Consider the following 20,799-nt stretch of genomic DNA (forward strand, 5'->3'; position numbering starts at 1 on the left):
GTGGACGGCTTCTCCCTGTCGTTATTTACCGCGTAAAATCACAGGTATTTCAGAGTGTAGGTGACAGATGCGGTGAAGTCACCGGGCGTGACGCCATTATCCAGTGCTATTAGCCGGGCATAGAAGTTGAGTTCGTTGTTTCCGGCCTGCAGTTGCTGAGCGTCGTCCTCCGGCATCTGGGTGTTGGGCTCGATAATTGCGGTGTTGTCACTCTTCAGTAGCTGGACACCAACATGCTGTGCGCTGCCGCTGGTGGTGTAAGCCTTTTTCGCGACATTGGCTCCGCCAGAGAAAGAGACGGTCACTTTGGACATTTTCCCTGCGGAGCCAGCTGTGTCCGGGATATTCGGATCGAAAGCACAGTTCTGCAGATGAATGGTGAACGGTTTTGAGTCCGTGGTTGCATCGGCGGTATTCAGTTTACGGTAAGAAATCTGTCCAAATGGAACGGTGATCGCATCGTCGCCCGGTGCGATATCACAGGGGGAGTTGGTGATGGTACCAGTAAAGGTAATTTTACCTGAGCCGAACGGGCCTGCTGTTGGTGGATCGACTGCATATACAGAAGCGCCATACATCATACCGGCAGCCGCCATGGCAAGTATTATTTTATTACGCATAGATAATATGTCCTTTGGGTGAATGAGAATTATTTTGCAAAGGCTGAAAACAAATCTGAGGGTATTAATGAAAGCGTTCAGAAAAGATTCGCATGAATAATAAACGCCGGGTGTTAAACGAAGCACCTGAACTTTCCATCGAAAAATATTGATTTCAGCTAATGCCTAATCAGTTGTAAGAAAATTCTTATTCAAATTAAAACAATAAAAATAGATCGATACGATCGATGATTATGATCGTAATTTAAGAATAATCATCAAAGAAATACTTTTAAATGTAATTATAAGCGAATGAACACCTAACAGACAGATATTCTCAGCGGACATGAAATATTTTGTAATATGTTATCGGGAATGTATGTTTTGCTTTTCCATTACAATGGATATTTACAACACATAATACTAATCATATATAACAATGAAATTACTTGTAGCATAAAAAACTAGATATAGCGCAAGTAGAAGGGATTTAATTCCAAAGAATTAACTTAATAAATCATTATGAACCATCATAAGCGGAAGGGATAAAAAATAATAAATGAAATGATATTCTTCTGTATTTGTGATGGACATCACAATAGATATAAATGCAGGTACCCTGATATTCCTGAACTTCACGGATGAATTTTAAAAACAATGCCGACAGCAAAGAACAAACTGGTAATGGCTGTCAGACATAATGCTGCCTGCTGTAATATATACAGCAGGCTGGGGGATATTAATGCGCGGCGTCGTGCTGCACGGGGTGCGTGGGTGATTCCTGAACTGACTGAGAGTCTACAACTATGCCATCCTGAGCTGATTTCAGTAACAGACCTGCCTGATAGTATTTTCCTTCGTTCATCAAGGAAAGCGCTGTAGTCACATCCTTACGGGTTTGCTGAAGAGGAATGAGTTCCTGATTTTCAATAACACTGACGCCTGCTAGTTTCAGGGCCTCTATAGTCCCTTTTTTATCTCCTTCTTTCATTTTCTGGTTTGCTTTATTAATAGCATCATTTTTCTGGCCCGCAGGGAGATAATCTTCGGCTACCGTAATCGATGAATTTATCCGAATATAGTGGTCTCCTTCAACTGGGGCTTTTTTATCTGATTTGACATACAGATTCCAGTCAGTGCTGTCATCGTTCAGGAGTTTTTCTGCTTGCGCAGCCAGTTGTTCCGCCTTTTGGGTGCGACCATTAAACAACTCGAATCGCGACATTCCGATATCACGCATGGCCTGCCAGGCCTGTCCGGATATCTTGTCATTATTCAGAGTAACGTTATCAGTCATGTTTGTTGCGGCCATAAGATTTCCTGAAAACAGGATAACCATCAGCGCAACGCCTGGCATAATATGGCTTTTCATAATCCATCATCTCCACAAAGTAACATTTTTTATCGGATTATCCTATTCAGAACCGGTAACCCACGCCAAGATTAAAACCATTGCTATTAAGGCTTCCGCTGTTATGGGTAGCATCAAAATCCGCTCCCTCATAACCCAGAGTTATAGCGACATTACTGACCGGGGTATAAGCCACGCCAGCAGAATAACCATATCCGACCTTACTATCAGACTCATTTATCCCGTGATCACGCTGATGCAATAATACGGGGCCCACTTGACTATACAGACTTAACTGGTTATTTATTTTCCATGAGGGGCCTGCAAGCAGGGAGTAATAACGGGTTGTTACACGACCATTACTGCTTTCATCGGAATAGCGCTGGCTTCCATTTAGCCAGGCAAATGAGGTTGTCAGCCCCCAGTCCGGTGACATTTCATAGTTGTTTGCCAGCCGAACCCCACGCAACGTCCCGGCGTGATTAGTATGGGACTGGGCGTATCCAAGTGAAAATGTACTGGCATTATCGTCTGCCCATACCGGACTGGCTGCAGCAGACAGCAGAACAATACCGGCACTTCCGGCTAATAGCATTTTGTTCATCTTCTTCTCTCCGGTTATTTTTACCTGATGCCTTACTGGCATGTATTAAGTTAAAATCTTTCCGTGATAACAAACTATAAATAAATCTTTTAAATTATGAGCACTGTTACGCCAGCAAATACCTTTATCTCCGGCTATCGGGAGGCTATTCACGAAAATATATCCAGGCCAGAAACAGTATTTAATAATAAATAAACTGAAAAATAAAAACTGACAAAAATAGAAGTTCACTGATATATACCAAAAATAATTTGAGTTGCTGAAAGGCGGCAAGGGAGTGAGTCCCAAGGAGCATAGATAACTATGTGACTGGGGTGAGCGACAAATCTGCCGGGAGCAGATTTGAACGTCGCGTGCGACGGCCCGTCAGGGCGAGGCCCATGGATGGGCCGAGTAATCCGTAGCCAACACATAAACAACTTGAAGTATGAAGGGTATATAACGGGAAAGAAGCCATATCGGCCTGGTAAATCAACGTCTGTGATTTAAGTTGCAGGAAACGGCTATGGAGAGGGGATGCGGCAGTTATCGGGCAGTAACGGCATTGTTCAGTGAGTATCCAGGAAACAAAAAAAGAAGGGAGCGGTACTCCCTTCGTAACCATGTCAGAATACGACATTTTGGTACTCTTTTATTTATTATCTGGCCGTAAAAGTTATGCTGTTGGCAGATATCTCCAGTCAACATAAAAAAATACCACCAGCTAAAAATGTGATGCAAACCACCATTAAGCAGGTAACCAAATTGACTGTGCCACTACAATCCGGAAAAGAGTTTGAATCCGGGGATAACATCTGATGCAGAAATTAGCACCAGTCTTCGATTCGGATACCCGGAATGCGTTCAAACTCGCGGAGATTGTTTGTGACGACGACCAGTCCGCGGCTACGGGCATGGCCAGCAATCATCTGGTCATAAGACCCGACAGGTGTTCCCTTGCGGGCCAGTTCGGTACGGATTTGACCGGTATGTATCGCTGCCTGTGTATCGTAATCCAGAACCTCAAGGCGGGAGATAAATCCCTCCACGACTGCAAAATTACGCTCCGGTGCCAGGCTTTTTTCAGCACCGTAAATCAGCTCCATTAAGGTGATGGAGCTGATACACATTCGGGATGTATTGAGGTTGAAGCGTTCTCTGATGTGTTCGGGCTTATTTTTGATGGTGAAAATACAAGTATTGGTATCAAGCATGAATTTCAGCATCAGAATCCTTCCCGTTCCTGTACTGCGGGTTGTTCTCTGGTGCTCATAAAATCAGTACTGGCGCCTTCGCCATCGAACCAGCTGTCCCAGGATTCTCCGACTGGAGTAATGATTCTGCTTCTACCAACCGCAATGATTTCGACATGTTTCACATCCTCCGGAAAGGATATCGATTTAGGCAATCTGACTGCCTGGGTCCGGTTACTAAAAAAAAGTGTTGTGTGCATAACTGCCCCCTTTCTGGATATACAACGCGTATATCCATTATGAGTAGAGGCGATGTATATGTCAAAGAGATATACAGGAAAAAATAATCCAGTCACATGACGCGCACTCCGCAGGGCATCCTTGTCCGACTCCGGCATTTCTGAATACATCCAATGAAGGAAATACCATGCAAACAATGCATAAAAAACATATGTGCCCATGGCTTCTGCCCGGTTTGCTCGGTCTGGCTCGGTGTGCGCCAGTACCGCATACTTACGCAGCCATCATTGAGGCAGGATTTTATCCGGAAGGTACAGATCTCCAGCTTGTTCTTAAGATAATTGAGACCGCGCGACAGGAAATCCGTCTGATGGACTATTCCTTCACCTCTTGGGAGGTGGTCCGGTTCGAACATTCAGTGAGTACAAAATTCTCCATGTCAAAGTGATCGTCAGCGACGACCGCCACACCGAGGTGGACGCGTCAGAATCGCTGATCGGACACGTCGCAATCTACACTCTGACTTATAAGCCAGCCTGAAGGGGCATGTTGGCTTTGACGATCAGGCAAAAAACAACGGCGAATAAAGTCGTATGATGATCTTCACATTTATCATCATCAGCGTTCATATTACTCAACCTGTAATCAACCTCTGGCGTTTTTCTGTATCCATCACAACCATTTCCGGTAAAGGTAAAAAAGGGATTTGAACCTTTCCGGAGATGATAATGAAGGTAAATGCATGGACAATTTTGCTTATGTCGGCGCATCTGACGGCCTGTGCCGTCCCTGGCACAGAAAAATATCAGACCAGCATGGACAGCGTTACGGCAGAAAAAATAAGCCGGATTATCCAGTCGGATGTCATTCCTTATAAAGGCGAAAACCATGGAGAAGTTATCAGCCGCGTATCGTCTGCTTTTCTCGGAACACCTTATCAGGCGGATACGCTCATCGGTGGGCCCGGCATCCCCGAAGTCCTTGTAGCGAATTTCAACGGCGTGGACTGCTTTACCCTGGCTGATTACGTTGAAGCCCTGGCCCGCAGCGATAATCAGAAATCGTTTCTGCATAATCTTGCCAGGACTCGCTACGCCGCGGGCAAAGTTGCTTATCTCAGCCGCCGGCACTTCTTCTCTGACTGGTTCGCCGCAGCACCGCGTAATGCACGGGATGTAACGCCGGATATCAGCCCTGATTATGTCGTTGTTGACAAGCAGCTTAACCATAAACCTGATGGCGGCGAGTACATTCCTGGTCTGGGCATCCATCCTCGTAAAATAAATTACATTCCCGGAAGAGCCATCAACCAGCAGGTCATGAACCACCTAAAAAACGGGGATTATATCGGTGTCTACTCCCCGCTTGACGGGCTGGACGTTTCACATGTGGGTATCGTAGTTCGCCATGATGAACAGGTGTGGTTCAGGAACGCCTCCTCATTGGCCGCAAACAGAAAAGTGGTGGACACACCGTTTATGGAATACATGCATTCCAGACTGGGCATCGTTGTGCTGCGGGCTGAATGATAAAGTCATTACCGGAGTCGCCAGCTGATAATAGCCGTCCGACATAGGTATTGAAACCCTGTGTACTGTGGGGCCGACACGGAAAATTGCTGTAAATTCGTGGATTTAGTAAATACTAGAAGATATTTGTCTGGAGCGGGCGAAGGGAATCGAGGTATCGAAGATAATCAGCCGCTAACCATTTGCTTCCTAAAGGATGATGAATCCTTGTGGTTACAGTTATGGTTACACATTAATTTATCTCTGGTCAAGTCCTCTCGTGACTCTGGTCAAGTCCTCTCGTGACTCTGGAACGAGTAACCGAAGTCCTAACTTTAAGACAGTGGCCCCAATCGTCCAGACTTGAAAGGGGCCAAGGGGGGAGAGGCACCGACCTTTGTCTATTAGATACCTACAGAGATTTTTGTGAGATTTTTTAATACAAGGTCATAACCTACCGCCACCAGCCCCCACCGACCGCAAAGTGAAGACCTGTAAGCACCAGAGCAATAGCTATTGCGGGCATACTGCTGATTGTTATTATCTATCACTCCCTGTAGAGCATCTGGCAGACCAAGTGGACACAGAGGACGAGCTCAAACAACTCCTGTAAGCTCATGGATGTACTCCTTATGTTCACTCAGGGTTTATAGTTACTCTGGGGTAGTAAACCGAATAACATGTATCAACGGGAAAGAGGCGTCTTTCTCAACGTCAAACTCACCTGCTTTCACCTTAACGGAACCAGTAGCCAACACATCGACCACACTGATTAACTCAAGGTCATACCCAGCAGTGTTACTATTTCGGGTCACTTTGACATCTACCGTCTTAGCGTCTTTAGTTGACCTGAAAGAGATAGAAGCGAACCGCTTAGGCAGGAGATAGACACCTGTATCATCGCCCGCATAGCTGCATACAGTGCAGCCCAATAGCTCACTAATATCCTCATGACCTGCGCGTTGAGCGGCTCGGTCCAAGATTGCCTCAAGTCTCTCAGGGACCAATACAGCGTAATCGCTCAGTGTATTTCCCAACTCGACCGGAAGATTCAACGCTAATGTATCCAGAAGATCTTCAGCTTGATCAGACGGTTTACCACTTAGTGGGGCTGCCTCAATGATTTGAAGGTCTGGCGTATCTTTCAGGACATCGACCACAGCGGCGAACATCTGGCGGCTGTATTGAACCTGCATATCACCTACAGTCTGGATTAATGCCCCCTCGGTCCAACCGCCCATCATATCGAAGTCAGATACATGAGTAGCAGCAGAACACAGGATGCCCGTCTTATTGGTCTCAGGGTTCAACACTGGGGTGACAGTTACGCTTGCCCCTTTGATGGCTGTGGTAGACGGAGCATCCTTAGCTGGATTAAACGCGCCATTATGCTTAAAGCGGACGGTGCGATTCTGGAGAGCCTGACGGCGAATAGGCGTAGGGTCAGTGCCGTATGGGCGAAACTCACAAGGGAAGACATTCTCCATTACAGCAGTGCGGAAGTCTCCATCATTGAAGGTCTCATCCAAAGAGTCCTCCAGCGCCTGAACAAAATCATGTGAATCATTCCCGAAGGCCATCGGACGGCCTGAGCGGTCCGTAAAGCCTACGTTGAGAACTTGGGCGTCTTGACCATTGGTCATCTGAACATAGTCAGTGCGTGAGATGTCAGTGCCCCATATAGACCCCTTAATGATTTGACCGTCTTTATCTCGCTGAGGCTGACGCAGAGAAGCCAGTGAGGATGCTTTGTTAATTTGATTTGTAATAGACACGATGAATATCTCCTTATTGTATGAATGCACTACGTAAAAAGTAACTGGTGACACCATTGGTCTTATCTCAGAATCCAAGCAGCGCCACCGAAAGTTATCAGTTACAGCCCGAAAGCGGCCCCTTTATTGCCGAAGCGTTTAATCAATGCTTCCTCTCGGGCTTTACGTTCAGCGACCGCCTTAGCAATCTCTTCTGGTGTCGCATGAATAGCAGCCATACGTTCTTGATGTGCCTTAGCTTCTTTACGTCGGCGTTCAGCCTCTTGGCGCTCCTGTGCGTTGCTTTGAGCCCACCAGCGGGAATACTTGCCGTAATCACCTGCATCAAGACCAGCGGCGTGAATATCGTTAAGAATACGATTTGAGTTCGCCATGTCAGAGCCTGTACTGTTCAGCATGGTTGTAACGACAATTTCGGTGAAATACTTAGTGGATAGCTCCTGACCGAATACCAGTACAGTTTCTTTGTCAGCGCTCAGTGCGATATCCAGTTTGCGATAAGAAATAGACATGTTTGTTTCTCCTTTGAAAAGATGTTTTAAAAGGATTAAACTCATCGGTCTTCCATAGGTATTCCTACGGCGTCTCCCCGTATCTTGGTCAGTTCAAAAGGTGGTGCTAGCTGTGCTAGTGGGTTAATTACATGAAATCTCTTGGGGTCAGCCCTGCGTCAACCGCCATGAGACAGAGGGCAGCTTTAGAGTAATACGGGCGGTTTTCCTTGGCAGGCAGACCCAGAGTAGCTATCAGTGCCTTGGGGGGTACCACCATCAGGCGTAACGCCTTACGGCCTTCTGGTGTCCTTGGGTCAATCTTGATTGTGTCATTTGTGTTATTAGTCATGAATTACCTCCCCTCCAGCTTTGCTACTGCCTGTATGTGTTGCTGTTTAGCAGCGTCGCTTCCATGAACCGCTATGACCTTTCTGTGCATCTTGAGTACGTTTTCAGGTCGGCTGAAGAACTCCAGCCCCTTAGCGTTAAACCGAATGTTTATACCGTTTGGGTTGAATCGATGGTCAGTAGGTTTGATAATTCGAAAGTACTCCACATAGTTTGGATTGACTGACCACTCGCCACTGCTTGAATGTACTCGGAACAGCTTGCGCTCTTTCTTAAGGATGGTCATCAGTTTCTGAGCGGGTAGACCATTGGCCTTGCAGTAATCGCCCCAAGTCACGCCTCGACGATTAGCTGACTGAATGGCTGCTCGTTTCTTCTGGTCTTCCAGTTGAAGAACTCGACGTTCTAACGTCTGAATATGGTCGTAACACTTGGCGCGTAGGTGAACAGAATAGCCAGCGACCAGAATAAAAGTATGCTTACGGTCGAGACGGTACAGAGGCTGCTGTTTCCCCTGCGCATTTAGATAGACATCTTCAATCACCCCTATAGGACTGCTCAGTTTTGAGCAGTGCTCAGTTTTGAGTGCGTTAAGCTCCTCAACCATATTGCGAATATCACGAAGGACATTTCGGTGCTCCTTGCCTGTCAGCTCAGCAATTTCAACTGAGGTCATGGACACAAGCTGGTCGAGGTTAATGATGCTGATTTCTTGTTGAGACATAGCTTGATTTCCTTTTTGTTTGCACCCTGAAGTCGCACCCCCACTGACCTACTCAAAGTCCCCAAGCGAAGGGAGACCAGCAGGACAACAGGATGCAAACAGAATGACTTTGAGATTGAATGAATGAATGACGATGATTGTGTCGTAGCTGTGCGGAGCTACTGTATGGTGAAGCGCGAGAGGTGGAACTTTGAGAGACACGTGGTGAGTGGTTCGGAGTGTGTCTCCTATTAGTAAGTCGTATTGATTCGTATTGATTCGTATTGATTTACTACTGGGAGGGTCTCTCAAGGGTCTCTGAGCCACGCTAGGCATCAGGCCATACGAAACTACATGGCATCCTAAAGAATGGAGTACAGGACCATACAGGGCCATACAGTTAGCTTCTGGGGTAATGCCTTGAGGAGACCTATAGGTTTGGTGATTGATTGTTATAAATATCATCACCTCTTAAGGTATTCCCTTAGAGTTAATCTTTAATTGTGTCTTTAAGTAAACTATAAGTTAATACTATAAGTTAATCTTTAATTGTGTCTTTAAGTTAACTTTAAGTTAAGCCCCTGTAGGGTAGAGACCATATTTAATATGATGTCTATTGCTATTCACTTATCGACTGACCCAGAGCACACAGGAAGCATTCACTTTAAGTAGAACGCTTGGTGTCTGTAATTGGTCATCCCGCCCCTGAAAGGATGCGATAAGTTACGGTTAGAGTTAGAGTTAGAGCTACCTGTAGTAGTAGTAGCAAGTGTCCCAGAAGAGAGAGAAAGAGAGAAAACTTTTTGTGTCCCTTCTCCCTATAGTGAGTCGTATTAGAAATCCTTGACAAGTAGTGAAAACTGTGAGTCAAAAACATGACCACACAGGCCTGTAGCAATATGGTCATCGACTATGGTCAGCCTCAAGGCAAATCTCCCCGGGGGGGGACAGCTTGGTTACCCCACAATCTCCTTATAAACATCAGCCATCACATTGACCAGCCTATCAACCTCAACCTCTTTAGCATAACGGTCGTAAGTAATAGACCCTGAACTATGCCCCATGATCGCCTGTGCATACGCCAACTCGACCCCATGTTGTTTTAACTGGGTCGCAACTGTATGTCTAAACGAGTGAAACGCTAAGCCGCTACGATCTGCGAGGACTTTAGGCAACAACGTCCGATTAAACCATTTACTCACCTGCTCACCGTAACCGTTCTTCATGAGGCGAAGACCATCGAACACCATAGCGTCATCACCATCAGCGCCTCTACGGGTCTCAACCAACCTCATAAAGTCAGCCAATATAAAACCATAGGCCCCATCGACCAGAGGCACACAGCGGTCACTATGAGCGTTCTTGATGCTCTTACCGGGTAGACTACTATCGTCTTCATTGATATGAATATAAACGGTTCCCGCCTCAGTGGTCCTGACGTCTTTGACCTGTAGTTGGGCTATTTCATTGAGTCTCGCCCCAGTGATAGCAGCCAAGGCGGTAACATAATAATGATACGGCTTACCAGAAGGTCTCTGTGAGTAAACTTGGGCGGCAGCCAGTAGTTGTCCTACCTGCTCCGTAGAGAAAGCATTACGCGCCTCAGAGGCTTTACGCTGGGGAACCTTAAGCTCTAGCCCTTCTGTCATATTCTTTTTAATCAGGTCATTACGCACGGCCCACTTGAAAACAGCCGCCATCTTAATGAGATATTTATTATTGATGGTAACAATATCCAGACAATCGGTTTTATCCTCACGACCTAGCAGGTCAACCAACGGAACATCTTTGAAACGCTGCTTACGATTCTTCGGCAATTGCTGGAGGATATCCCGAACCCTAAGCATATCCGCACGAGCTAACACATTGGCGTCAGCATTGAGGCCCAGATAATCAAAAACCTCGATTAACGCAGCATGAGAAGCTTTGTTTTCTCGTAATGTTGCTGGCTTCCAGTTCTGGGCGTTTTCCTGCTCGTACTGCTCAAAGAGAGAAGCAACGGTTACGCAGTGTTTGCCTTCAGTAATGCTTGTTTTTTGGGGAGCACTAACAGATAGAGTTGCAGAGGCTTGGTCATTAGCACCAGCAGCAGCATCAAATCCATCTATATAATCTATAAGTGGCTGGCTATCTCCCGCTTCAATGCGCTTCATGCAGGCCTTGAGTACATTAAGAGCCTCATTAATATAGCGATGCTGGTCAATAGTCAGTGGCTCGCTATGGACAAGATTCTCTCCCACTTCCCCATACTGGTCACGGTATAGATCTCTCATATCTGGCTCGAAGAGGTCTGAACGACCTGTAGACAACTCCCACTCTGCGATGTCCCTCAGGTGTTCCCTCATTTCCTCATAGGAGGCGTTGGGTCTGTCTGCATGGATTGCCCTAAGTGCTGCCTTGATATGCCGTGAGTAAGCCATAGCTGTACGTCTATCCTTAGTCCGTAGTGATACTGACGCTATTTTATAACGGCTATGGGAAGGATGTGAAACGGTCAGGCGATCTGTGGACTTCATCCTGAGGCGGATATAAAAGACGCCATTGCGCTGATAAAGATAGGTTTTTGAGTTGAGCATGTACTGAGATCTTAAGTCTGCTCACTATTTCAACAAATTTAGTTACAGTGTTGGTTACAGTGAGTAAAACTAGCGGAAGGCTTAAAGCCGTATCCCTTAGGATTCAGTAGGTTGGAGTACTTTAAGAAAGGTCATGGAGCGGGCGAAGGGAATCGAACCCTCGTATAGAGCTTGGGAAGCTCTCGTTCTACCATTGAACTACGCCCGCTTTGAGATGCGTAAGGCATTATAAACCTTACGCTCTGGTTGGCAAGAGACTTACTGGCTGACTGGCGATTAATTCGCCGTCAGCACTTCGGTTTACTCCCCTGCGGCGGCAGATAACGCAGCGGATCGATGGCCGTCGCCCGGTAGCGAATCTGGAAGTGTAGTCTTACGGATGCGGCATCCGTGCTGCCCATCGTAGCGATTTTTTGCCCCGCTTTAACGCTTTGTCCATTATTAACCAGCATGGTGTCATTATGAGCGTAAGCCGTAATGTAATCTTCATTGTGCTTAATCATGATGAGATTGCCGTAACCGCGCAGCTGGTTCCCGACATAGACAACTTTACCCGCTCCCGCCGCATAAACAGGCGTTCCGCGCGCGCCCGCAATATCGATCCCCTTATTTCCGCCCTCCGCGGTGGAATAAGGTAAAATCACTTTACCGTTAGCAGGCCATACCCAACAACGCTGCCCCACCGGCGGCCAGGAGGATTTTGGCACCGAAGATGACGGTCTGACCGCAGCAGTTTTTGTTGCTGTTTTATTGCTGGTTTTGCGTGTTGAACTGCTACTCTTTGCGCTGCCGCGCACTTTAATTCGCTGCCCCACCTCAATAGTATAAGGCGGAGAAATGCCATTCAGTCGGGCCAGTTCTTTCACGCTGGTTCCCGTAGCGCGCGATATACGATACAACGTATCGCCGCGCTTAACGGTATAGACGGAGCCGGAATACGTTCCTGAGCCGGAATTACTGGAACACCCCGCCAGCAGCAGCCCTGTGCATAACAGCACCGCAATACCCAGGCTATTTTTGTTCAGGCGTCCTGCGCTCAAAACCATTCCTCACTCTATTGACAGACGCCTTATGATAGCAGCCAAATGCCGTATGCCCAATCCATTGACGCCGGAAAGGGTCCGTGTGGATGATGATGCCGCGAATATCCGATATGCCAGCATAATATCGAATCACGGCACAATAGCGCTCGTCTGCGTTCTGTCAGGGCCTGTTTTGGTAATGCCTTTCTTTCTGTTATGCGCTACGCTGATCGTCTGAGTATATGGCCTGGCCATGCTGCCGGGTCATTTTAATTTTCAGGAGCTTTCATGACTGAGGAACATGTCGTTTTATTGGATGAGCAGGATAAGCCTTCCGGCACACTGGAAAAGTATGCGGCTCATACGCTTAATACGCCTTTGCATCTGGCTTTCTCCTGCTGGCTATTTAACGAAGATGGCCAATTGCTGGTAACACGACGGTCGCTGAGCAAGAAAGCCTGGCCAGGCGTGTGGACGAATTCGGTTTGCGGTCATCCGCAACAAGGCGAAACCACCGAAGAGGCGATCATCCGCCGTTGTCGGTTCGAACTCGGCGTGGAAATTACCGATCTCACCCCCGTCTATCCGCACTTCAGCTATCGGGCGACAGATCCAAACGGTATTGTGGAAAATGAAGTCTGTCCGGTATTTGCCGCGCGGGCAACCAGTGTGTTACAGGTTAACAGCGAAGAGGTGATGGACTATCAGTGGAGCGAATTTAAAAGCGTATGGCAAAGCCTTCTCGCTACGCCGTGGGCATTTAGCCCGTGGATGGTCATGCAAGCGTCAGACGAACAAGCGCGTAAACGACTGCTCAATTACTGCCAGCGTTAAAGATTGCCTGATGGCGCTACGTCTGAACGAAGAGATGCCGGATGGCGGCTAATGCCCCATCCGGCAATTTACATCTTATTTCACCGGACGCATCGCCGGGAACAGAATAACGTCGCGAATCGTGTGGCTGTTAGTAAACAGCATCACCATACGGTCGATACCAATTCCCAGACCCGCTGTCGGCGGTAAACCGTGTTCCAGCGCCGTCACGTAGTCTTCGTCGTAGAACATGGCTTCGTCGTCGCCCGCCGCTTTTGCATTAACCTGATCCAGGAAACGCTGCGCCTGGTCTTCCGCATCGTTCAACTCGCTAAAGCCATTGCCGATTTCACGACCGCCGATAAAGAACTCGAAGCGGTCAGTGATTTCCGGGTTCACATCATTACGACGCGCCAGCGGAGACACTTCAGCCGGATATTCGGTGATGAAGGTCGGCTGAATCAGATGCGCTTCAGCGACTTCGTCAAAGATCTCGGTGACGATACGGCCCAGACCCCAGCTCTTCTCGACGTGAATGCCGATGCTTTCAGCAATCGCCTTCGCGGAGTCGAAGTTGTCCAGATCAGCCATATCCGTTTCCGGACGATATTTCTTGATCGCTTCATGCATGGTCAGTTTTTCGAACGGCTTACCGAAGTCAAACACTTCATCACCGTATGGAACCTGGGTGGTGCCCAGAACATCCTGCGCCAGCGTACGGAACAGAGACTCAGTCAGCTCGATCAGGTCTTTGTAGTCCGCATACGCCATATAGAGTTCCATCATGGTGAACTCAGGATTATGGCGCACGGAGATGCCTTCGTTACGGAAGTTACGGTTAATTTCGAATACGCGTTCGAAGCCGCCAACCACCAGACGCTTCAGGTACAGTTCTGGCGCGATACGCAGGTACATGTCCAGATCCAGCGCGTTGTGATGGGTGATAAACGGACGGGCAGACGCGCCGCCTGGGATCACCTGCATCATCGGCGTTTCGACTTCCATAAAGCCGCGAGCAACCATAAACTGGCGAATACCGGCCAGGATCTTCGAACGGGTTTTGAAGGTATTACGGGATTCATCGTTAGAGATGAGATCCAGATAACGCTGGCGATAGCGCGCTTCCTGGTCCTGCAGGCCGTGGAATTTATCCGGCAACGGACGCAGCGCTTTCGTCAGCAGGCGCAGTTCGGTGCAGTGGATAGACAGCTCGCCGGTTTTGGTTTTGAACAGCTTACCTTTCGCGCCGAGGATATCGCCAAGATCCCACTTCTTGAACTGCTCGTTGTAAACGCCTTCCGGCAGATCATCGCGCGCCACATACAGCTGAATGCGGCCGCCTACGTCTTGCAGGGTAACAAAAGAGGCTTTACCCATAATACGGCGAGTCATCATACGGCCCGCGACGGACACTTCAATATTCAGCGCTTCCAGTTCTTCAGCTTCTTTCGCGTCAAACTCTGCGTGCAGTTGGTCTGAGGTACGGTCACGACGGAAATCGTTCGGGAACGGGATACCCTGCTCACGCAGTGCAGCCAGCTTCTCGCGACGTGCCTTCATTTCATTGTTAAGATCGACTACCTCGTCAGCGCCCTGTGCGTTTTGTTCAGACATGTTGATTCCTCATAGCCCTGCTTTCAAACTTGCTTCGATAAATTGATCCAGACTACCGTCCAGTACCGCCTGTGTATTGCGGGTTTCCACCCCAGTACGCAGGTCTTTAATGCGGGAATCGTCCAGGACATAGGAACGAATCTGGCTTCCCCAGCCGATATCAGACTTAGTGTCTTCCATCGCCTGTTTTTCAGCGTTCTTTTTCTGCATCTCCAGTTCATAAAGCTTCGCTTTCATCTGCTTCATGGCCTGGTCTTTGTTTTTGTGCTGCGAACGGTCGTTCTGGCACTGCGTCACGATCCCGGTGGGAATATGGGTGATACGCACTGCGGATTCCGTACGGTTAACGTGCTGACCGCCTGCGCCAGACGCGCGATAGACGTCGATACGCAGATCCGCCGGGTTAATGTCGATATCGATATCGTCGTCCACTTCCGGATACACAAACGCGGAGCTAAACGAGGTATGACGGCGACCGCCGGAGTCGAACGGGCTTTTACGCACCAGACGATGTACGCCGGTTTCAGTGCGCAGCCAGCCATAGGCATATTCGCCGGAGATTTTGATAGTCGCGGACTTAATGCCGGCGACTTCCCCTTCCGACTCTTCAATGACTTCCGTCTTGAAGCCGCGCGCTTCCGCCCAACGCAGATACATACGCAGCAACATGCTGGCCCAGTCCTGTGCTTCAGTACCACCGGAACCGGCCTGAATATCGAGATAGCAATCGGCGCTATCGTACTCGCCGGAGAACATCCGGCGGAATTCCAACTGCGCCAGCTTCTCTTCCAGCGTATTCAGTTCCGCGACGGCTTCGTTAAACGTCTCTTCGTCGTCAGCTTCTACCGCTAGTTCCAGCAGCCCGGAAACGTCGTCCAGCCCCTGAGTCATTTGATCAAGCGTATCGACAATCGCTTCGAGCGATGAACGTTCTTTTCCCAGCGCCTGCGCGCGCTCAGGTTCGTTCCAGACATCCGGCTGTTCCAGCTCGGCGTTTACTTCTTCCAGACGCTCTTTCTTAGCATCGTAGTCAAAGATACCCCCTAAGAACGTTGGTGCGTTCCGTGAGGTCCTGAATGCGGTTATTCACCGGGTTAATTTCAAACATGGTCTGATTTCTTTTATTTGACTTGTCAAAATGCGGTTATAAGGGTGAAATATTAGCGGATTTCGCCCCTTAATTACAGCGAAAGTGTTGTTAAATCGCCCCGATCATAGCGGCCAAATATCATCGATAATAATCTGTAAACTACGGTTGCCGCGAAACTCGTTAATGTCCAGTTTATAAGCCAGTTCTACCTCCCGCACGCCGTTATCCGGCCAACAGGTCGTATCAATATTAAATGCGATGCCATCCAACAGCGGGCCGCCGCCGACAGGCTCCACCATCACCTTGAGGTGGCGCTCGCCCACCAGACGCTGTTGTAGCAGACGGAAACGACCATCGAATAACGGTTCCGGGAACATTTGCCCCCACGGTCCGGCATCCCGCAACAGTTGCGCCACTTCCATAGACATCTCCGCCGCGCTTAATGGACCATCGGAGATCACCTCGCCTTGCAACAGGGCAGGATCGAGCCATTCCGTCACCAGCTCGCCAAAACGTTGCTGAAACTGCTCGAATTTATGCTCTTCCAGCGACAATCCCGCCGCCATCGCATGACCGCCGAACTTGATCATCAGATCAGGGTAAAGCGTATCCAGCCTTTCCAGCGCATCGCGCATATGCAACCCCTGAATCGAACGGCCTGAGCCTTTTAGCGTGCCGTCGCCCGCAGGTGCAAAGGCGATCACCGGGCGGTGAAAACGCTCTTTAATGCGCGACGCCAGAATTCCGACCACGCCCTGATGCCATTCAGGATGATACATCGCCAGACCGCCCGGAAGCGTTTCACTACTGCGCTCAAGCTTTTCGCACAGGATAAGCGCTTCCGCCTGCATCCCCTGCTCTATTTCTTTGCGCGTCTGGTTAAGCGCATCCAGCTCGCTGGCCAGAACACGCGCTTCGCCGAGGTTGTCGCACAACAGTAACGCCACGCCAACGGACATATCATCCAGCCTGCCGGCGGCATTCAGACGAGGCCCCAACGCGAAGCCTAAATCACTGGCGGCAAGCTGCTGCGGATCGCGATTCGATATCTCCAGCAACGCTTTAATTCCCGGACGGCATTTCCCGGCACGAATACGACTTAGCCCTTGCCAGGTCAGAATACGGTTGTTGGCGTCCAGCGGCACAACGTCTGCTACCGTTCCCAACGCCACTAAATCCAGCAGCTCCGCCAGATTCGGCGGCGCGATGCCGCGCTCGTCGAACCATCCTTTGTCGCGCAAAAATGTTCGCAACGCCAGCATCAGGTAAAACGCCACGCCGACGCCCGCCAGCGACTTAGACGGGAATTCGCAGTCGCGCAGATTGGGATTAATAATCGCTTCGGCATCCGGCAACGTGTCGCCAGGCAGGTGGTGATCGGTCACGATCACCGGAATCCTCAACGTCTTTGCATGCGCTACGCCAGCGTGGGATGAAATGCCGTTGTCTACGGTGACGATAAGCTGTGCGCCGCGCGCCTTCGCCTGATCGACCACTTCCGGGCTTAAACCGTAGCCGTCCTCAAAGCGATTAGGCACCAGATAACTGATGTTGTCACATCCCAACGCACGCATTCCCAATACGCTTAGCGCAGTACTGGTCGCGCCGTCGGCGTCAAAATCGCCAACAACAATAATGCGGGTACCTTCGCGAAAGGCGTTGTAGAGGATCTCCACCGCGTTATCTATGCCGCTAAGCTGTTGCCAGGGCAGCATTCCTTTCACGCTGCGCTCCAGTTCGCGGGCGCTACGAACGCCCCGGCTGGCATATAGACGTCGTAGTAATGGAGGAAGATCGGCGGGGAGTTCCGCCGTCTCATCAGCCTCGCGCCGACGAAGTTGTCTCTGTTGTTTCACGCGTATTATTTACCACTGGTCTGTTTTTGATGCTCATCAAGAAACGCTTTCATCTCTTTCGGTCCCTGATAGCCAGGCACCACATAGCCGTTACTCAATACAATGGCTGGCGTACCGCTAACGCCCAACTGCACGCCCAACGCATAATGATCAGCAATGTTCACGTCACAGCTTGCCGGTTTCACGCCCTTACCTGCCATGGCGTCATCAAACGCTTTGTTTTTGTCTTTGGCGCACCAGATAGATTTCATATCCTGCTCCGCCTGGCTTTCCAGCCCCTGGCGCGGAAAAGCCAGATAACGTACCGTGATCCCCAGCGCGTTATAATCTTTCATCTCTTCATGTAGCTTATGACAATAGCCGCAGGTGATATCGGTAAAAACAGTAATGACATGTTTCTCATCCGGCGCTTTATAGACGATCATCTCTTTTTCCAGCGCATTTAGCTGGCTCATCAGCAGTTTGTTCGTCACATTTACCGGATGCGCGCCGCTCACGTCATACATCGGCCCTTGAATAATATGTTTGCCGTCGTCAGTGACGTACAGTACGCCGCTGTGAGTGAGGACGGTTTTCATCCCTGCCACTGGCGAGGCCTGAATTTCCGTACTCTGAACGCCCAGCTTAGCCAGCGACTGACGGATAGCCGCATCATCCGCATGGGCCACGCCTGAAAACGCCGCCGCCAGTAAAGTGAACATCATAAAACGCTTTTTCATAAACTATCCTTTCCTGTCAGCACTCATGCCCGCGGATGGTGCTGTTGATGAAGTTGACGCAAACGCTCCGTTGCGACATGCGTATAAATTTGTGTCGTCGAAAGATCGCTATGCCCAAGTAGCATTTGTACAACGCGCAAGTCGGCGCCGTGATTCAGCAAATGCGTGGCGAAAGCGTGACGTAAAACATGCGGCGATAGTTTTTCGCTATCAATTCCAGCCAGTACCGCATAATGTTTAATACGGTGCCAGAAGGTCTGTCGCGTCATCTGCTGCGCACGCTGACTGGGGAATAATACGTCAATCGATACGCCATTGAGTAACCAGGGACGCCCATGCTCCAGATACGTTTCCAGCCAATATACCGCCTCTTCGCCTAACGGCACCAACCGCTCTTTATTGCCTTTACCGATAACCCGCACCACGCCCTGCCGCAGACTGATATCGCTCATTGTCAGCCCCACCAGTTCCGACACGCGCAAACCGGTGGCATACAGCACTTCCAACATAGCTTTATCGCGCAACTCCAAAGGTTGATCAATAAGCGGCGCCTGCAAGAGCCGTTCAACCTGCGCCTCGCTAAGGTCTTTCGGTAAACGCTGCGGAAGCTTAGGCGAGGCCAACTGTGCGCTCGGATCATCCTCACGATACTTTTCACGGTACAGATGCTGGAAAAAGCGCCGCATAGCGCTTAACAGGCGTGCGGAGCTGGTCGCTTTGTATCCGCCCTCCACCCGTTCAGCCAATAGCGTTTGTAAATCATCAGCCTGCGCCGTCGCAAGCGTTTTTCCGCGATGATGCAACCACGCAACGACCATCGATAAATCGCGACGATACGCGCTTAATGTATTTTCCGCCAGATTTCGTTCCAGCCACAGGGCATCCAGAAACTGCTCAATACGCGCTAAATCCTGTTCCATTCGCGCTCCCTACTTCACGCTTACTTTTGGTGCATTATGCCTCATTGTGCCGTGAATGCAGCGATTCTGTTACACTACCCGCAACGCTATAGCAGAATCGAGATGTAACGTAATGAACATGGGTCTTTTTTACGGTTCCAGCACGTGCTACACCGAGATGGCCGCAGAGAAAATTCGCGATATCCTCGGCCCGGAGCTGGTGACATTACATAACCTCAAGGATGACGCCCCCGCCTTAATGGAGCAGTACGACGTGCTCATTTTAGGCATCCCCACCTGGGATTTTGGCGAAATTCAGGAGGACTGGGAAGCCGTCTGGGAGCAACTGGACGATCTCAATCTGGAAGGCAAAATCGTTGCGCTTTACGGTATGGGCGACCAACTCGGCTACGGCGAGTGGTTCCTGGATGCGCTGGGTATGTTGCATGACAAACTTGCCCTCAAAGGCGTTAAATTTGTCGGCTACTGGCCCACAGAAGGCTACGAATTTACCAGCAATAAACCGGTCATTGCGGATGGGCAACTGTTTGTCGGCCTGGCGCTGGATGAAACGAACCAGTACGATCTCAGCGATGAGCGTATACAGACCTGGTGTGAACAAATTCTCGGCGAAATGGCCGAACACTACGCCTGAAGCCTTACTCGCTGTATTTCCCTCTCGACGGAACCGCGTTTGCGTCGTTCCGTCAGTGTTGGCGCTATATCGGCTGCTGTAACAGTATCCGACGCAACTCACGCCATTCCGCTTCTTCCATGCTATCCGCCGCCAGCCATAAATGCTGATGACGTCCAGACTCTGCGCGTAAACGCAACACCATCCCGCTCTTCAGTAACCAGGGAGGACGCAAGAGCGTCCAGTCCTGTCCCTGCCAGCGTAAGCGCCCGTCCATGAGTAGCTTGATCTCTCCCTGGCAGGTATTAATCCTGCGCTGGCTACGTACACAGTCAAACACGACCAGCGACAGTAGTATCATCCATAACGGGGTATAACTCAGCGGCCAGGGCATCAATAAAATCACCGCGGCAACCAGCCCATGAAGGAGCAATGAGATCCACTGAGCGCGCCATGAGACGCGTAAATCAGATTGCCACAGGACCACGTTCCCGATTCCGTGTCTGAATGAGTCGGACCATCTGTTCCAGTTCAGCGTCAGCCGGTTTACCGTGATTCATTAACCAGTTAAATAAATCCGGGTCATCACTCTGCAACAAACGGACAAAAATACGCTTTTCTTCATCACTTAAACTATCGTACTCATGTTCAAAAAACGGCATGATGGAAATATCAAGTTCGCGCATACCGCGACGACATGCCCAGTGAATACGTGCTTTATTGTGAATATCCATGTTCTTCCTGCCTCGCGAAAATGAAGTACCGGGCTATTGTAACGTGTT

Annotated in this window: 22 protein-coding genes and 1 tRNA gene; 4 read left to right on the forward strand and 19 right to left on the reverse strand. The window is 49.4% G+C overall.

Annotated elements, in window-relative coordinates; genetic code table 11:
• Positions 1–38: 38 nt before the first annotated feature.
• The 5 genes from AAYN39_RS11500 to vapB all read right to left on the reverse strand — a co-directional run bounded on the left by AAYN39_RS11500 (position 39) and on the right by vapB (position 3,986).
• A complete protein-coding gene (locus AAYN39_RS11500) occupies positions 39–620 on the reverse strand; it encodes a fimbrial protein (protein ID WP_001244646.1) in 582 nt (193 codons plus the stop codon).
• A gap of 718 nt (positions 621–1,338) precedes the next feature.
• The gene (locus AAYN39_RS11505; RefSeq protein WP_000835268.1) at positions 1,339–1,971 is read right to left on the reverse strand and encodes a YfdX family protein; all 633 of its coding nucleotides are present in this window, start codon (positions 1,969–1,971) and stop codon (positions 1,339–1,341) included.
• A 46-nt stretch (positions 1,972–2,017) separates the two neighbouring features.
• A complete protein-coding gene (locus tag AAYN39_RS11510; protein ID WP_001038500.1) occupies positions 2,018–2,554 on the reverse strand; it encodes an STM3031 family outer membrane protein in 537 nt (178 codons plus the stop codon).
• Positions 2,555–3,360: 806 nt separating this feature from the next.
• Positions 3,361–3,759 (reverse strand): tRNA(fMet)-specific endonuclease VapC, encoded by a 399-nt coding sequence (gene vapC / locus AAYN39_RS11515; protein ID WP_000911334.1) that lies wholly within the window; start codon positions 3,757–3,759, stop codon positions 3,361–3,363.
• The gene (vapB, locus tag AAYN39_RS11520) at positions 3,759–3,986 is read right to left on the reverse strand and encodes a toxin-antitoxin system antitoxin VapB (protein ID WP_000557549.1); all 228 of its coding nucleotides are present in this window, start codon (positions 3,984–3,986) and stop codon (positions 3,759–3,761) included. The genes vapC and vapB overlap by 1 nt, the downstream gene beginning before the upstream one ends.
• A gap of 176 nt (positions 3,987–4,162) precedes the next feature.
• On the opposite strand from vapB, the gene AAYN39_RS11525 reads away from it, so the two are divergent.
• Positions 4,163–4,414 carry a hypothetical protein gene (locus AAYN39_RS11525; protein ID WP_001540858.1) on the forward strand — a complete coding sequence of 84 codons (252 nt, stop codon included), beginning with the start codon at positions 4,163–4,165 and terminating at the stop codon, positions 4,412–4,414.
• Positions 4,415–4,688: 274 nt separating this feature from the next.
• Complete coding sequence (locus AAYN39_RS11530; RefSeq protein ID WP_077905073.1) at positions 4,689–5,495, forward strand: DUF1460 domain-containing protein; 807 nt, start codon at positions 4,689–4,691, stop codon at positions 5,493–5,495.
• 632 nt (positions 5,496–6,127) lie between these two features.
• Here the strand turns inward: AAYN39_RS11530 and AAYN39_RS11535 are convergent.
• The 7 genes from AAYN39_RS11535 to actS form a co-directional block, all read right to left on the reverse strand.
• On the reverse strand, positions 6,128–7,249 hold the full coding sequence (locus AAYN39_RS11535) for a hypothetical protein (protein WP_000028980.1): 1,122 nt from the start codon (positions 7,247–7,249) through the stop codon (positions 6,128–6,130).
• Positions 7,250–7,350: 101 nt separating this feature from the next.
• On the reverse strand, positions 7,351–7,806 hold the full coding sequence (locus AAYN39_RS11540) for a hypothetical protein (RefSeq protein ID WP_223229661.1): 456 nt from the start codon (positions 7,804–7,806) through the stop codon (positions 7,351–7,353).
• A gap of 82 nt (positions 7,807–7,888) precedes the next feature.
• Positions 7,889–8,092, reverse strand: a complete 204-nt coding sequence (locus tag AAYN39_RS11545) for a hypothetical protein (protein WP_000184036.1) — start codon at positions 8,090–8,092, stop codon at positions 7,889–7,891.
• Positions 8,093–8,095: 3 nt separating this feature from the next.
• Entirely contained in the window at positions 8,096–8,815 is a 720-nt protein-coding gene (locus tag AAYN39_RS11550) for a Rha family transcriptional regulator (protein WP_000082599.1), read from the reverse strand.
• Between the two features lie 935 nt (positions 8,816–9,750).
• The gene (locus AAYN39_RS11555) at positions 9,751–11,370 is read right to left on the reverse strand and encodes a site-specific integrase (protein ID WP_014341476.1); all 1,620 of its coding nucleotides are present in this window, start codon (positions 11,368–11,370) and stop codon (positions 9,751–9,753) included.
• Positions 11,371–11,504: 134 nt separating this feature from the next.
• Positions 11,505–11,578, reverse strand: a tRNA-Gly gene (locus tag AAYN39_RS11560).
• A 79-nt stretch (positions 11,579–11,657) separates the two neighbouring features.
• Positions 11,658–12,416: an amidase activator ActS gene (gene actS, locus AAYN39_RS11565; RefSeq protein ID WP_000244328.1), complete on the reverse strand. Its 759-nt coding sequence runs from the start codon at positions 12,414–12,416 to the stop codon at positions 11,658–11,660.
• A gap of 264 nt (positions 12,417–12,680) precedes the next feature.
• Between actS and idi the strand changes: the two genes are divergently transcribed.
• Positions 12,681–13,226, forward strand: coding sequence for an isopentenyl-diphosphate Delta-isomerase (idi, locus tag AAYN39_RS11570; RefSeq protein ID WP_000133998.1), 546 nt, complete (start codon positions 12,681–12,683; stop codon positions 13,224–13,226).
• A gap of 75 nt (positions 13,227–13,301) precedes the next feature.
• On the opposite strand, the gene lysS is transcribed toward idi, so the two are convergent.
• The 5 genes from lysS to xerD all read right to left on the reverse strand — a co-directional run bounded on the left by lysS (position 13,302) and on the right by xerD (position 19,404).
• Positions 13,302–14,819 carry a lysine--tRNA ligase gene (lysS, locus tag AAYN39_RS11575; RefSeq protein ID WP_000003338.1) on the reverse strand — a complete coding sequence of 506 codons (1,518 nt, stop codon included), beginning with the start codon at positions 14,817–14,819 and terminating at the stop codon, positions 13,302–13,304.
• A 9-nt stretch (positions 14,820–14,828) separates the two neighbouring features.
• Positions 14,829–15,927 (reverse strand): peptide chain release factor 2 gene (gene prfB / locus AAYN39_RS11580; protein WP_010989230.1). Its coding sequence is split into 2 segments (ribosomal slippage): positions 14,829–15,851 and positions 15,853–15,927, totalling 1,098 coding nucleotides; the frame shifts between segments, so codons are not numbered across the junction.
• 104 nt (positions 15,928–16,031) lie between these two features.
• On the reverse strand, positions 16,032–17,765 hold the full coding sequence (gene recJ, locus AAYN39_RS11585; RefSeq protein WP_000813396.1) for a single-stranded-DNA-specific exonuclease RecJ: 1,734 nt from the start codon (positions 17,763–17,765) through the stop codon (positions 16,032–16,034).
• A gap of 5 nt (positions 17,766–17,770) precedes the next feature.
• Complete coding sequence (gene dsbC, locus AAYN39_RS11590; RefSeq protein ID WP_000745614.1) at positions 17,771–18,484, reverse strand: bifunctional protein-disulfide isomerase/oxidoreductase DsbC; 714 nt, start codon at positions 18,482–18,484, stop codon at positions 17,771–17,773.
• A 23-nt stretch (positions 18,485–18,507) separates the two neighbouring features.
• The gene (gene xerD / locus AAYN39_RS11595) at positions 18,508–19,404 is read right to left on the reverse strand and encodes a site-specific tyrosine recombinase XerD (RefSeq protein ID WP_000434302.1); all 897 of its coding nucleotides are present in this window, start codon (positions 19,402–19,404) and stop codon (positions 18,508–18,510) included.
• Between the two features lie 112 nt (positions 19,405–19,516).
• On the opposite strand from xerD, the gene fldB reads away from it, so the two are divergent.
• Positions 19,517–20,038: a flavodoxin FldB gene (gene fldB / locus AAYN39_RS11600; protein WP_001055885.1), complete on the forward strand. Its 522-nt coding sequence runs from the start codon at positions 19,517–19,519 to the stop codon at positions 20,036–20,038.
• 64 nt (positions 20,039–20,102) lie between these two features.
• Here fldB and AAYN39_RS11605 read toward each other — a convergent pair whose 3' ends face one another.
• Positions 20,103–20,504, reverse strand: a complete 402-nt coding sequence (locus tag AAYN39_RS11605) for a protein YgfX (RefSeq protein ID WP_000244762.1) — start codon at positions 20,502–20,504, stop codon at positions 20,103–20,105.
• Positions 20,485–20,751 carry an FAD assembly factor SdhE gene (gene sdhE, locus AAYN39_RS11610; RefSeq protein ID WP_000351186.1) on the reverse strand — a complete coding sequence of 89 codons (267 nt, stop codon included), beginning with the start codon at positions 20,749–20,751 and terminating at the stop codon, positions 20,485–20,487. The genes AAYN39_RS11605 and sdhE overlap by 20 nt, the downstream gene beginning before the upstream one ends.
• Positions 20,752–20,799 lie beyond the last annotated feature (48 nt).

Source organism: Salmonella sp. K21076, assembly GCF_039650795.1.
GTDB lineage: Bacteria > Pseudomonadota > Gammaproteobacteria > Enterobacterales > Enterobacteriaceae > Salmonella > Salmonella enterica.

Bases quoted from the DNA above. Each gene is read 5' to 3' on its own strand.
- AAYN39_RS11500 (WP_001244646.1), bottom strand. From the start codon at position 620: ATGCGTAATAAAATAATACTTGCCATGGCGGCTGCCGGTATGATGTAT.
- AAYN39_RS11505 (WP_000835268.1), bottom strand. From the start codon at position 1,971: ATGAAAAGCCATATTATGCCAGGCGTTGCGCTGATGGTTATCCTGTTT.
- AAYN39_RS11510 (WP_001038500.1), bottom strand. From the start codon at position 2,554: ATGAACAAAATGCTATTAGCCGGAAGTGCCGGTATTGTTCTGCTGTCT.
- vapC (WP_000911334.1), bottom strand. From the start codon at position 3,759: ATGCTGAAATTCATGCTTGATACCAATACTTGTATTTTCACCATCAAA.
- vapB (WP_000557549.1), bottom strand. From the start codon at position 3,986: ATGCACACAACACTTTTTTTTAGTAACCGGACCCAGGCAGTCAGATTG.
- AAYN39_RS11525 (WP_001540858.1), top strand. From the start codon at position 4,163: ATGCATAAAAAACATATGTGCCCATGGCTTCTGCCCGGTTTGCTCGGT.
- AAYN39_RS11530 (WP_077905073.1), top strand. From the start codon at position 4,689: ATGATAATGAAGGTAAATGCATGGACAATTTTGCTTATGTCGGCGCAT.
- AAYN39_RS11540 (WP_223229661.1), bottom strand. From the start codon at position 7,806: ATGAGTTTAATCCTTTTAAAACATCTTTTCAAAGGAGAAACAAACATG.
- AAYN39_RS11545 (WP_000184036.1), bottom strand. From the start codon at position 8,092: ATGACTAATAACACAAATGACACAATCAAGATTGACCCAAGGACACCA.
- AAYN39_RS11550 (WP_000082599.1), bottom strand. From the start codon at position 8,815: ATGTCTCAACAAGAAATCAGCATCATTAACCTCGACCAGCTTGTGTCC.
- AAYN39_RS11555 (WP_014341476.1), bottom strand. From the start codon at position 11,370: ATGCTCAACTCAAAAACCTATCTTTATCAGCGCAATGGCGTCTTTTAT.
- actS (WP_000244328.1), bottom strand. From the start codon at position 12,416: ATGGTTTTGAGCGCAGGACGCCTGAACAAAAATAGCCTGGGTATTGCG.
- idi (WP_000133998.1), top strand. From the start codon at position 12,681: ATGACTGAGGAACATGTCGTTTTATTGGATGAGCAGGATAAGCCTTCC.
- lysS (WP_000003338.1), bottom strand. From the start codon at position 14,819: ATGTCTGAACAAAACGCACAGGGCGCTGACGAGGTAGTCGATCTTAAC.
- dsbC (WP_000745614.1), bottom strand. From the start codon at position 18,484: ATGAAAAAGCGTTTTATGATGTTCACTTTACTGGCGGCGGCGTTTTCA.
- xerD (WP_000434302.1), bottom strand. From the start codon at position 19,404: ATGGAACAGGATTTAGCGCGTATTGAGCAGTTTCTGGATGCCCTGTGG.
- fldB (WP_001055885.1), top strand. From the start codon at position 19,517: ATGAACATGGGTCTTTTTTACGGTTCCAGCACGTGCTACACCGAGATG.
- sdhE (WP_000351186.1), bottom strand. From the start codon at position 20,751: ATGGATATTCACAATAAAGCACGTATTCACTGGGCATGTCGTCGCGGT.